The sequence below is a fragment of the Pseudomonas sp. TSRC2-2 genome, assembly GCF_049897785.1.
Taxonomy (GTDB): Bacteria; Pseudomonadota; Gammaproteobacteria; order Pseudomonadales; family Pseudomonadaceae; genus Aquipseudomonas.
In genome coordinates this window covers 112,151-124,295 of the sequence record NZ_JAFCWZ010000009.1, presented here as the reverse complement: position 1 = coordinate 124,295, position 12,145 = coordinate 112,151, and the positions used below count along the sequence as shown (strand labels likewise).

Here is a 12,145-nt window from a genome sequence, read left to right as displayed (position 1 = left end):
GCGCGCCTTTGTGTAACGGCTGCGGGCTTAGCTGCCCGCGACAGTCATCCGCTCGATCAACACCGACCCGGTGCGAATGTTGCTGCGCAGCTCCAGATCATTACCGACGGCAACGATCTGCTTGAACATGTCGCGCATGTTGCCGGCGATGGTCACTTCCTGCACGGCGAACTGGATCTCGCCATTCTCGACCCAGAAACCCGCCGCGCCACGCGAATAGTCGCCGGTGACCATGTTCAGACCATGGCCCATCAGCTCGGTGACCAGCAGTCCACGGCCCATGCGCTTCAACAGCGCCGCCTGGTCTTCATCGCCATGGGTGACGAACAGGTTGTGCACGCCACCCGCGTTGGCAGTGCTCGGCATGCCCAGTTTACGGCCTGAATAGGTGCCGAGGATGTACGAGACCAACTCGCCCTTTTCGACGAACGGTTTCGCGTAAGTGGCCAGGCCGTCACCGTCGTAGGATGCACTGCCCATCGCGCGCATCAGATGCGGACGCTCATCGATAGTCAGCCATTCCGGGAACAGCTTCTGGCCCAGCGTGCCTTCGAGAAACGACGATTTGCGATACAAACTGCCACCCGACACCGCCGAGAGGAAGCTGCCGAACAGACCGCCCGCCAGCTCAGCGGAAAACAGCACCGGCACCTCGCAGGTCGGTACCGGACGCGCACCCAGACGGCTGGCTGCACGTTGCGCGGCACGCTGGCCGATGCTCACCGGGTCGGCGAGCAGACTGCCCTGGCGATTGACGTCGTACCAGTAATCGCGCTGCATCTGGCCGTCGGCTTCGGCGATCATTACGCAACTCAGGCTGTGCCGGGTCGAAGCGTAACCACCGATGAAGCCGTGGCTGTTGCCGTACACGCGGCAGCCCTGATGGGTGCTGAGGGTGGTGCCGTCGGCGTTCTTGATCCGCGCATCGGCGTCAAACGCCGCTGCCTCGCAGAGCAAGGCTTTCTCGATGGCTTGCTCCGGGGTTATGTCCCATTCATGGAACAGGTCGAAATCCTGCACATCCTTGGCCATCAACGCCGCATCGGCCAGACCCGAGGCTTCGTCCTCGGAAGTGTGTTTGGCGATGGCCAGTGCCGCCGCGACGGTTTCACGAATCGCCTCCGGCCCGGTCGCCGAGGTGCTGGCCGAGCCCTTGCGCTGGCCGACGTACAAGGTGATGCCAAAGCCCTGATCACGGTTGAACTCGACCGTTTCGACTTCACGCTGGCGCACCGACGTCGACAAACCCTGCTCCAGCGACACCGCGACTTCGCAGGCGCTGGCGCCCTGACGCTTGGCTTCGGCGATGATCTGCTCGACCTGTTCTTGCAGTGCCGGCAATGCCTGCGGGCCGACGCTTTGAACTGCACTCATGCTCATCTCCACTCAAATTCTGCTTTCGGCTGGGGCCATCGAGCGACCGGGCCGGACAAGCGGCCCCCGACTGGTTATCATGGCGGCGTTTCTTTGCGGACTGCCACCATGGTTGATTCTTACGACGACTCCCTCGATACGGGAGAAAAAAGCAAATCTCAGGTCAAACGCGAGTTGCATGCGCTGGTTGACCTCGGCGAGCGCCTGACCACACTCAAGCCTGATCTGGTCGCCAAACTGCCCTTGACCGACGCTCTGCGCCGGGCACTGGCCGATGCGCCCAAGCACACCGCGAACATCGCGCGCAAACGGCATCTGCAGTTCATCGGCAAGCTGATGCGCGACCAGGACACTGACGCGATTCTGATTTTGCTCGATCAACTCGATGCCTCCACTCGCCAGTACAACGAGCGTTTCCATAATCTGGAACGCTGGCGTGACCGCCTGATCGCGGGCGATGACGCCGTGCTGGAGAAATTCGTCATCGAGTACCCCGACGCCGATCGCCAGCAATTGCGTTCCCTGATCCGTCAGGCCCAGCACGAGGTTGCGCAAAACAAACCGCCTGCTTCGAGCCGCAAGATCTTCAAGTACATTCGGGAGCTGGACGAGACTCAACGCGGCCTGCGTTGATAATCGCCACCGGGTGGCCGTTCTGCGCGCCACCCGACAGCCCCCCTCTTCTTATGCGCCCGTGCCACCCACGGTGATCGCATCGATTTTCAGCGTTGGCTGGCCGACACCCACCGGCACCGACTGCCCATCCTTGCCGCATGTGCCCACACCGCTGTCCAGCGCCAGATCGTTACCGACCATCGACACCCGGCTCATCGCCTCGGGGCCGTTGCCGATCAACGTCGCGCCTTTGACTGGCGCAGTGATCTTGCCGTCCTCGATCAAGTACGCCTCGCTGGTGGAGAACACGAACTTGCCGCTGGTGATATCGACCTGACCGCCGCCGAGATTGGCGCAGTAGATGCCTTTTTTCACCGAAGCGATGATTTCCGCCGGATCGCTTTCGCCGCCGAGCATGTAGGTGTTGGTCATCCGCGGCATCGGCAGATGCGCATAGGATTCGCGGCGACCGTTACCGGTGCGCGCCACGCCCATCAGGCGCGCGTTGAGCTTGTCTTGCATGTAACCCTTGAGCACGCCGTTTTCGATCAGCGTGGTGCACTCGGTCGGTGTGCCTTCGTCATCGACGCTCAGCGAACCGCGACGGCCGCTCAGGGTGCCGTCGTCGACGATGGTGCAGAGTTTCGAGGCAACCATTTCGCCCATGCGCCCGCTGTAGGCAGAACTGCCCTTGCGGTTGAAATCGCCTTCCAGACCATGCCCTACCGCTTCGTGCAGCAGCACGCCAGACCACCCCGAGCCCAACACCACCGGCAGGGTCCCGGCCGGCGCCGGAATCGCTTCCAGATTGACCAGTGCCTGACGCAGCGCCTCACGGGCATAGCCCATGGCGCGGTCCTCGGCGAGGAAATAGCGGTAATCAGTACGCCCGCCACCGCCATGCCCGCCGCGCTCGCGACGGCCATTCTGCTCAACGATGACGCTGACGTTGAAGCGCACCAGCGGCCGCACATCGGCGGCCAGGCCACCATCAGTGGACGCCACCAGAATCCGCTCCCAGACCCCGGCCATGCTCACACTGACCTGCTGGATACGCGGATCGAGCGCGCGCGTAGCCACGTCGATACGCTTGAGCAGCTCGACCTTCTCGGCGCGACTGAGCACTTCCAGCGGATTGTCCGGAGCGTACAGTTGCGCGACATCCTGAGTGCTGAACGCCTGCACCGTGCCATTCTGCCCGGCGCGGGAGATCGAGCGCGCGGCGCGGGCCGCTGCGCCGAGGGCTTCGAGGGTGATCGCGTTGCTGTAGGCAAAACCGGTTTTCTCACCGGACTGTGCGCGCACGCCGACGCCTTGATCGAGGTTGAAGCTGCCTTCCTTGACGATGCCGTCTTCCAGCGACCATGACTCGGAAATCTGGCCCTGGAAATACAGGTCGGCGGCATCGATGCCCGGCCCGGCCAGATCGCCGAGCACATCTTGCAGGCTCTCGATCGTGACACCGCCGGGTGCCAACAGGTGATCACTGACTGAGGACAACAACTCGCTCATAGGTTTACGCCTTAAATTCGTGTTCTGAAGCAGGCCGCTGGGCGCCCTGCGAGAAAAACCGCCGATGACGCGTCACCGGCATGCGCGCCCGGATGGACGCCTGTTCATCGCTGTCGCGGGCGGCCAGCAACACCGCCTCGCCTTGATCCTTCTGGGCCAGCACGCGCCCCCACGGGTCGACAATCGCCGCATGCCCGAAGGTCTCGCGCGGCCCTGGATGGCTGCCGCCCTGCGCCGCCGCCAGCACATAACATTGTGTCTCGATGGCTCGTGCACGGATGAGCACATCCCAATGCGCGGCGCCGGTTACGGCGGTAAAGGCCGACGGTGCGGTAATCAACTCGGCACCGGCGGCGCGCAATTCACTGTACAGCTCCGGGAAGCGCAAGTCGTAACACACGCTCAGACCAACGCGCCCCACCGGTGTGTCCGCCACCACCACGCCACTGCCATAAGCATAGTCATCGGATTCACGATACCGGCCGCGATTGTCGGCAACATCGACATCGAACAGATGCAGCTTGTCATAGCGCGCGACGATCTCACCGTGTTCATTGATCAACAGCGAGCAGGCATTGGCTTTGGCCGTGGGTTGACCCAGCGGCGGCAACGGCAACGTGCCGGCCACTATCCATAAGGTGAGGTCGCGGGCGGTCTGTTTCAACCAGGGCAGGATCGGCCCTTCGCCCAACGCTTCCGCGCGACCGATGTCGGCGACATCGCGACGGCCCATCGCAGCGAAGTTCTCTGGCAGCACCGCCAGCTTCGCGCCGCCGGCCGCAGCCTGTTCAAGCAGGCGCCGGGCCTGAGCCAGATTGGCCAGCACGTCGCTCTGGCTGACCATTTGAATCACCGCTGAAGACATGGCCGCTCCTCGGGATTTGCACATAACTGTGTAGGAGCTGCCGAAGGCTCCTACAGGCGTAGTGTCTGTTAGTTAAAAAGGCTTGTCGAAGGTGATTTTCGGCTCTTTCCATGGGCCTTTGACGGTGTACTTCACGCTGGCAAAGCGCGCCACGCGGTCACCGATCAGCTTGTCGATGAGGAACAATGCGCCGCCGACCGCCGGTGCGCCGACGAGCAGCGCGGCGATCGGCAGGTTGTTGGTCACCGGCAAGGTCACCAGCAATTTCGCATCGACCTTGTCGCCCACCAGATCCAGCGTGCCGTCCAATTCCAGATTGCTCGAAGGCCCGGTCAGGCGAATCGGCTCACGGGTCACATACACCCCATTGGTGGCCACCAGCAGACCTTTGACACGGTCGTAGCTCAAGCCTTTGCCGAACAGGTCGGAGAAGTCCAGGCGCAGACGCCGGCCGATCGAGTTGAAGTTGAGCAGGCCGAACACTCGCAGCGCCTGAGCACCGCCCTCCACTTCAACAAACTGACCCTTGTTCAGCGACGCATCGAGGGTGCCGGAGAAGCGCTTGGTCGCCAGCCACGCCGGCGAGCCCGGCCAACGGCCGTCGACATCCATGTGGAATTCTTCGCTGGTCACGCTCGGCGCGAAGCCCCAACCTTTGAGCACGTCAGCCAGATTCTTGCCGCCGACCCGACCTTTGTACCAACTGCTGGTCGCGCCCGGCGCGCCTTCCCAGCCACCGTTGCCTTGCAGGAGGATTCCCTTGAGCCCCATGTCGAGGTTATTCAGGGCGATGCCCTTGGCGGTCGGCCGTACTTTCAGCGACCAGCCCCCGACCAGATCGGGGCCCAGAAACAACTGGTTGAGGGTGATATCCAGCGCCGGTATTTTCGTCGGATCGACCGATGCCAGCGGATCCGGCGCGTTCTCGTCAGCCTGCACCGTCGGGTCCGGCGCCGGCAGTTTCACGTACTGAAGATTCACCGCGATCGGCACGCCCTTGGCGTCCGGCAGGCTGGCGCTGCCCTTGGCTTGCTGGCTGTCGAGGGCCAGATTCCATGCGCCGGGCTTGCGATTGATCTGCACCGAGGCCTGATCCAGCGTGGTGCCGAATGCCGTCAGCTTGCCGACTTTGATATCAGCGCTGCTGAGCAATTGCCTGGCGCTGCCGCCCGGATCCTGCCCGGCGTACTTGCTGGCCAGATCCTGCCATGGCGCGACGTCCAGTTCAGACAGCACCCCGCGAATCCGCAGGCCCTTGGCCCCCGGCAACACCGCTTCGCCGGCGCCGAGAAACAGCTCGCCACGGCCATCGGCGAAATCGCTCGCAGGCGCGGCAAAGGTGAAATTGGCCAGTTGATCGTAATTGACCCAGTAACGCCGCTCCTGGCCTTGCAAGGTCATGCGGAACACGGTGTCCCGCCCGACATCGGCGGCCATGCCGAACGGCGCCGGCAGATCCACCGCGACACCCTTGAGGCTGGAGCTGACCATCAACTGGCTGTCGGCCCCGGAAAGATTAAGTTGCAACTGATAAGGAATCGTCCCCGATACTGGCAGCGGTTGGGTGACGCCCAGCCAGTCGGTGAGCTTTTTGACTTCGACCTGACCCGACGCAGCCACCCGAGTCTTGATCTGATTGGGGCTGCCATCAGCGAAGATCTGCGCAGTGACCGGCTTGTCGAAGGCTCGCGCAGTAATGTTCTGGCCGCTGAGGCCCTTGTTACTGTCGAAGCGGAAATCGCCCTTGAGCTGGCTCAGTTCCAGCTTGGGTTCGGCCAGTTTCAGCCGCGCATTGGCCGTTTTGAAATCGACGAGGATTTTCGGCTGTTCACCCTTGGCCAGCGGAATGTCCAGTTTGAGCTTGCCGTTGAGATCACCAGCGCCCTCCCAACCGGCAAACGTTTCGCCAGTGCCGATCGGCGCGTCCTGAAGAATCTTCAAGCCATCGCCCAGGCCACCGGCAAACGCGCCATCGAGCAACAGATGGCTGTTCTGCCCGGCCGGTACGTGAGGAATATTGACGAAGACATCGCTGACTTGCGTATCGAGCAATTGGCCTTTGCTGGCCCAGATACGCACGCCGCTGTCTTCGATGAACACATCACCACTGACTTTGCTCACATGCGGCCAGCCTGGCTGAAACGCCAGTTCGGCGTCATGTACCTTGAAGAAAAGGCTGATGCTGCGGTCAGCCTCGCCGGCGTTTTTGCTCAGCGAGCCCTGATACTGGAAGAATCCCTGATCCACCGCGCCTTTGAGGATCGCGGTGCGCAACCACTCATCCAGCGCCGGGCTCAACACCGCCGGCAGGTATTTCGCGGTGTAGCGACCGTCGCCATCGACCAGGCCGACACGCAGGTCCATGTAGTCTTCCTGGCTGTGGTCGAAGTGCAGGCGAATGAGGAAATCGCCGGCAATCTTGCCCTCCTCGCCCAGCACTTTCAGGTACGGCGCAATGAGGGTGAAACCGTCCTTGTCGAGCTTCCAGGTCAACCTCGCATTGGCCTGCAGGTATTGCCACGGCTTGGCGAAGATCGGATCGAGGTGCAGGACAAAATCCTTGCTGTCCAGGCGCAACTCGCCGCCGTCGAGATTGCCGCTGAGGCTGCCGCTGACATTTCGCGCCGCCGGAGCGCCGTGATACGCGTCGAAACCGACATTATCGAGATTGGCGGCAAAGCCGAATTTACTGCCATCGGTAGCCGTCGGCCGGAAATCCAGCAGGACGTTGCGCAGGCCGCCGGTGACCTTCAAACGCTCAACCACCGTGGCGAAACTCTGCGGCAGTGGCCCCAGCGCGTTGAGCAGCGGAGTGATCGGCGTCAGATCAAGGCGATCGGCCTGCAGATGCCAGAGCTCTCCGGCGTTGGCGCTGGCCCGGCTTTGTTGCAACTGTACACGCGATTCCCAGCGGGTTTCGCCAAAGCTCATTGCCAGCGAATCAAGGGTGATACGCGCACCCTCGGCACTGTTGCGGTAGTAGGCGTTCAGTGCCAGATTGTGGATCTGGATCGGCTTGCGCTCGGCGTAGGCGCCTGTCACTTGCGGGGCATTGAGACGCAATGCAGCGCTTTGCAGGGTGCCTTCGGCCCAGTCGACCCAGAGTTCGCCGCCGGCCTTGATCTCGGAAAAATTCCATTGCTGGGTCAGGCGCTCGGGCAGCCATTTCGACCAGTCGCTCTGCGGCAGGCTGGCGTAACCGTCAATGTTGCTGTTCTGCCATTGATCAGGTCGCAGCCGGGTACGCAGGCTCAACGCGACAGGCTGGCCATCGGGCAGGGTCAGACGCGCATCGAGACGCTGGCGACTGGCGCCGGTGCGCAGATTGAGACCGACATAGGTGAGCGTCATGGGCGGGTGATCAAGCGGTTGCAGAGTGACCTGGCTATCGAGCACCGACAGTTGCTTTATCATCTGCGAGCGCTGGAACAGTTGCGCCGCGTCGAACGGTTGATCCTTCTGCACCGGCAGGCCTTCCAGCGACCAAGTACCGTCTTCGGCTTCCTTGAGGCTGATCTTCAAACCGTTCAGTTCGATATGCGCCAAGCGGACGTCGCGGGCCAACACGCTGCCCCACAGGTCCGGCACCACCCGTACACGGTCAAGGCGCAGCGCGTTGGCGCCGTCCCCGACCATCACGTCATGGGCCAGCAGGATCGGCGCGAAACCACTCCAGTCGCCTTCCAGCTCACCGATCTGCAAGGGCATGCCGAGGGCGGCGCTGGCCTTGTCTTCGATGTCGGCGCGGTATTCGGCCACCAGTGGCGTCAGCTCGCGGCCGAGGCTGACGTACAACGCCATCAACACCAGAACCAACGCGCACAGGCCCAGCCCCCAACGGGTGATTGCGGCCAGAATGCGTGTCAGACGCTCCATGTCAGTTGGCTCCCATGGCAAAAATACTGCGAAAAGCTGAGGCCAGCCGCGTTGAATGAAGGGTGATGCAGGGCTTCAGAGCAGCACCACATCATATTGTTCCTGGGAATACATGGTTTCGACCTGGAAGCGTATGGTGCGACCGATGAAGCCTTCAAGCTCGGCGACGTTACCGGACTCTTCGTCGAGTAGACGGTCGACCACTTTCTGGTTGGCCAGCACTCGGTAACCCTCGGCCTGATAGGCTCGGGCCTCGCGCAGAATTTCGCGGAAGATCTCGTAACAGATGGTTTCAGCGGTCTTCAGTTTGCCCCGCCCCTGGCAACTGCTGCACGGTTCGCACAGCACCTGTTCAAGGCTTTCGCGGGTGCGCTTGCGAGTCATCTGCACCAGGCCCAGCTCGGTGATGCCGATGATGTTGGTCTTGGCGTGATCGCGCTCCAGTTGTTTCTCCAGCGTGCGCAGGACCTGACGCTGGTGCTCTTCATCTTCCATGTCGATGAAGTCGATGATGATGATCCCGCCAAGGTTGCGCAGGCGCATCTGCCGGGCAATCGCCGTGGCCGCCTCGAGATTGGTCTTGAAAATGGTTTCTTCGAGATTGCGGTGACCAACGAACGCTCCGGTGTTGACGTCGATGGTGGTCATGGCTTCCGCCGGATCGATGACCAGATAGCCGCCGGATTTCAGCGGTACCTTGCGCTCCAGCGCGCGCTGAATTTCGTCTTCGACGCCGTACAGATCGAAAATCGGCCGTTCGCCTGGGTAGTGCTCCAGACGATCAGCGATTTCCGGCATCAGTTCGGCGACGAACTGTGTGGTTTTCTGGAAAGTCTCCCGGGAGTCGATGCGGATCTTCTCGATCTTCGGATTGACCAGATCACGCAGCGTACGCAGGGCCAGGCCGAGGTCTTCGTAAATCACGCTCGGCGCGGCGATGGTCTTGATTTGTTCGTTGATCTGATCCCAGAGTCGCCGCAGGTAGCGGATGTCCATGAGGATTTCATCAGCGCCCGCCCCTTCAGCGGCTGTGCGCAGAATGAAACCGCCGGCTTCCTTGATGCCTTCTTTGGCCACGCAATCGCTGACCACCTGCTTGAGGCGCTCGCGCTCGGCTTCGTCTTCGATCTTCAGGGAAATGCCAACGTGGGCAGTGCGCGGCATGTACACCAGATACCGCGAAGGGATTGACAGTTGTGTGGTCAGGCGTGCGCCCTTGGAGCCGATCGGGTCTTTGGTGACCTGCACCACCAGGCTCTGGCCTTCGTGCACCAGCGAACTGATGCTTTCCACCGCCGGGCCTTCGCGCAAGGAAATCTCGGCGGCGTGAATGAACGCCGCGCGATCAAGGCCAATGTCGACAAATGCTGCCTGCATGCCAGGCAGGACGCGGACGATCTTGCCTTTATAGATGTTGCCGACGATCCCGCGTTTTTGCGTGCGCTCGACGTGGACTTCTTGCAGCACACCGTTTTCGACCACCGCCACGCGCGACTCCATCGGCGTGATGTTGATCAGAATCTCTTCACTCATGGCAGGATCTCGTTCAGGCATGTTCACGATAGTGGCCGCATCTGGATTCGCACGACGCTCAGGGCGTGTTCGGGTTTTGCCAACAGGGTATGCCGAAATGGCCCAACACCTCGCAGGTTTCGCACAATGGCAAGCCGACCACCGCTGAATAGCTGCCTTCAAGCCCGGCGACAAACACCGCACCCAGGCCCTGAATGCCATAGCCGCCGGCCTTGTCGCGCGGTTCGCCACTGGCCCAGTAGACGGCCGCCTCTTCGAGGCTGATCGGGCGAAAACGCACTAGACTGCGCACCACCCGCGACTCGCAGCGCTCGTCTTCAAGCACGGCGATGGCGGTCAGCACTTCGTGTTCGTTGCCGGACAACATCATCAGCATGGCGCATGCATCGGCTTCGTCCACCGGTTTGCCAAGAATTTTGCCGTCGAGCACCACGGCGGTGTCGGCGCCGAGCACGCAGAACGGCTGCTCAGAGACGACCGAGCGGCGACCGGCCTCAGCCTTGCCACGCGCCAGGCGTTCGACATAGGCCGAAGGGGATTCTTCAGGAAGCGGGGTTTCGTCGATATCCGCGCTGATTGCGGAAAACTGCACGCCGATCTGCGTGAGCAATTCACGGCGACGCGGTGAGCCGGAGGCGAGGTAAAGCAGTTTCATCAAAACATCTCCCTGTTCAGTGCCCTGCTTCACCGGCTCAATAGATTCTGTAGCGTCGGCACATCCCGCGAAGGGCGAAGCTGACCCACGGCCAGAGCAAGGCACTGACCAGCGCCGGCAAGACCAGCGCCAAAGTTGGCTGGCGGTTGCCGGTCAAGGCGCTGAGCCACAGTTGCGCCAGTTGCGCGAGGCCAAAGATCACCAGAATCACCAGGCACTGTTGCCACATCGGGAACATGCGCAGACGCTGCTGCAACGACAATACCAGGAAGGTAATCAGGGTCAGGATCAGCGCGTTCTGCCCAAGCAGGTCGCCCTGCAGAACATCTTCGGCCAACCCCAGACAGAACGCCGTGACCATGCCGACCGTGTGCGGCATGTACAGCGCCCAGAAGGTCACGAGCAAGGCCAGCCACAGCGGGCGAAGGATTTCCATGAAGATTGGCAATGGTGAAACGCTGAGCAGGATGCCGACGAAGAACGTCAGCCAGATCATCCAGCCGTTTCCGGATTTTTTCGCGCCGACCATTATTCTCGTCCCCCGGTAGTCGCTGGCGGTTTCGCCGGTGGTTTGCTGGCGGCCGGTGGTTTGGCAGCGGCCGGAGCGGCAGCGGGCGGCTTGCTCGCGGCGGGCCTGGCGGGTGTGGCGGCAGGCGCTGCAGCTTCGGCGGCCGGCGTTGCGGTAGCGGTCGAAGGCGTGGCGGGCATGATCAACGGTTTCGGCACGCTGGCCGGCAACATCGGGCCGCCGCCGTGGGCATCGAGCAGTTCCTGAGCCTGGGCCGCGTCATTGGCGCGCTCCTCGGCAGTGCGGCTGTCGCTGAACACCAGCAACAGGTAACGGCTGCGGTTCAGGGCGGCGGTCGGCACGGCGCGAACAATGGCAAACGGTTGGCCGGAGTCGTGGATGACTTCTTTTACCGTCGCCACCGGATAACCGGCCGGGAAACGCTGGCCGAGGCCGGAACTGACCAGCAGATCGCCTTCCTTGATGTCCGCCGTGTCGGCGACATGACGCAATTCCAGGCGTTCCGGGTTGCCGGTGCCACTGGCAATCGCGCGCAAACCGTTACGGTTCACCTGCACGGGAATGCTGTGGGTGGTGTCGGTCAGCAGCAGGACGCGCGAGGTGTAGGGCATCAACTCAACCACCTGCCCCATCAACCCGCGTGCATCGAGCACCGGTTGGCCGAGCACCACGCCGTCGCGCTCACCTTTATTGATGATGATGCGATGGGTGAAGGGGTTGGGATCCATGCCGATCAACTCGGCGACTTCGACCTTTTCGTTGACCAGGGCAGAGGAATTGAGCAACTCGCGCAGCCGAACGTTCTGCTCGGTCAAGGCCGCGAGCTTTTGCATGCGCCCCTGCAACAGCAGGTTTTCGGTCTTGAGTTTTTCGTTTTCGGCGACGAGCTCGGTGCGGCTGCCGAACTGACTGGCGACCCCTTCCCACAAGCGTCCGGGCAGGTCAGTGATCCAGTAGGCGTCCATGAGCACCAGCGACGCTTGCTTGCGCGCGGGCTTGAGCAGGTCGAAACGCGCATCGACCACCATCAGCGCGACCGCGAGCACGGCCAGCACCAACAGGCGCACGCCCAACGAAGGGCCCTTGGTGAAAAGCGGTTTAATAAGCCGCTCCTCCCAGGCAAATGTTCTGTTTATTCATACGGCATCAAACCGGCCTGGATGAAGACTGACAGAAGATAAACGCC

General features: G+C 62.0%; 9 protein-coding genes. 1 reads left to right on the top strand and 8 read right to left on the bottom strand.

The genetic code is table 11. The features are described from left to right. Window positions 1-27: 27 nt before the first annotated feature. Window positions 28-1,380, bottom strand: coding sequence for a metalloprotease PmbA (pmbA, locus tag ACP7D9_RS19080; protein ID WP_426159124.1), 1,353 nt, complete (start codon window positions 1,378-1,380; stop codon window positions 28-30). Window positions 1,381-1,482: 102 nt separating this feature from the next. Here pmbA and yjgA point away from each other — a divergent pair, with 102 nt between their 5' ends. Further along, the gene (gene yjgA / locus ACP7D9_RS19075) at window positions 1,483-2,007 is read left to right on the top strand and encodes a ribosome biogenesis factor YjgA (RefSeq protein WP_101159236.1); all 525 of its coding nucleotides are present in this window, start codon (window positions 1,483-1,485) and stop codon (window positions 2,005-2,007) included. A 51-nt stretch (window positions 2,008-2,058) separates the two neighbouring features. Here the strand turns inward: yjgA and tldD are convergent, their stop codons facing one another. From tldD to mreC, 7 genes are all read right to left on the bottom strand, one after another. Then, window positions 2,059-3,501: a metalloprotease TldD gene (gene tldD / locus ACP7D9_RS19070; RefSeq protein WP_101159235.1), complete on the bottom strand. Its 1,443-nt coding sequence runs from the start codon at window positions 3,499-3,501 to the stop codon at window positions 2,059-2,061. 4 nt (window positions 3,502-3,505) lie between these two features. After that, entirely contained in the window at window positions 3,506-4,366 is an 861-nt protein-coding gene (locus tag ACP7D9_RS19065; protein WP_312995163.1) for a carbon-nitrogen hydrolase family protein, read from the bottom strand. A 72-nt stretch (window positions 4,367-4,438) separates the two neighbouring features. Next, window positions 4,439-8,242 carry a YhdP family protein gene (locus ACP7D9_RS19060; RefSeq protein ID WP_426159121.1) on the bottom strand — a complete coding sequence of 1,268 codons (3,804 nt, stop codon included), beginning with the start codon at window positions 8,240-8,242 and terminating at the stop codon, window positions 4,439-4,441. Between the two features lie 75 nt (window positions 8,243-8,317). Beyond that, the gene (gene rng, locus ACP7D9_RS19055; protein WP_016771696.1) at window positions 8,318-9,775 is read right to left on the bottom strand and encodes a ribonuclease G; all 1,458 of its coding nucleotides are present in this window, start codon (window positions 9,773-9,775) and stop codon (window positions 8,318-8,320) included. Between the two features lie 58 nt (window positions 9,776-9,833). Then, complete coding sequence (locus ACP7D9_RS19050; RefSeq protein ID WP_426159117.1) at window positions 9,834-10,430, bottom strand: Maf family protein; 597 nt, start codon at window positions 10,428-10,430, stop codon at window positions 9,834-9,836. Between the two features lie 37 nt (window positions 10,431-10,467). Beyond that, the gene (gene mreD, locus ACP7D9_RS19045) at window positions 10,468-10,959 is read right to left on the bottom strand and encodes a rod shape-determining protein MreD (RefSeq protein WP_024011608.1); all 492 of its coding nucleotides are present in this window, start codon (window positions 10,957-10,959) and stop codon (window positions 10,468-10,470) included. Beyond that, entirely contained in the window at window positions 10,959-12,062 is a 1,104-nt protein-coding gene (gene mreC, locus ACP7D9_RS19040) for a rod shape-determining protein MreC (protein ID WP_101159231.1), read from the bottom strand. Before mreC ends, mreD begins: the two co-directional genes overlap by 1 nt. Window positions 12,063-12,145 lie beyond the last annotated feature (83 nt).

What these genes read in the sequence shown, in the direction of transcription:
- pmbA (WP_426159124.1), bottom strand. Translation starts at nt 1,380, where the DNA reads ATGAGCATGAGTGCAGTTCAAAGCGTCGGCCCGCAGGCATTGCCGGCA.
- yjgA (WP_101159236.1), top strand. Translation starts at nt 1,483, where the DNA reads ATGGTTGATTCTTACGACGACTCCCTCGATACGGGAGAAAAAAGCAAA.
- tldD (WP_101159235.1), bottom strand. Translation starts at nt 3,501, where the DNA reads ATGAGCGAGTTGTTGTCCTCAGTCAGTGATCACCTGTTGGCACCCGGC.
- ACP7D9_RS19065 (WP_312995163.1), bottom strand. Translation starts at nt 4,366, where the DNA reads ATGTCTTCAGCGGTGATTCAAATGGTCAGCCAGAGCGACGTGCTGGCC.
- ACP7D9_RS19060 (WP_426159121.1), bottom strand. Translation starts at nt 8,242, where the DNA reads ATGGAGCGTCTGACACGCATTCTGGCCGCAATCACCCGTTGGGGGCTG.
- rng (WP_016771696.1), bottom strand. Translation starts at nt 9,775, where the DNA reads ATGAGTGAAGAGATTCTGATCAACATCACGCCGATGGAGTCGCGCGTG.
- ACP7D9_RS19050 (WP_426159117.1), bottom strand. Translation starts at nt 10,430, where the DNA reads ATGAAACTGCTTTACCTCGCCTCCGGCTCACCGCGTCGCCGTGAATTG.
- mreD (WP_024011608.1), bottom strand. Translation starts at nt 10,959, where the DNA reads ATGGTCGGCGCGAAAAAATCCGGAAACGGCTGGATGATCTGGCTGACG.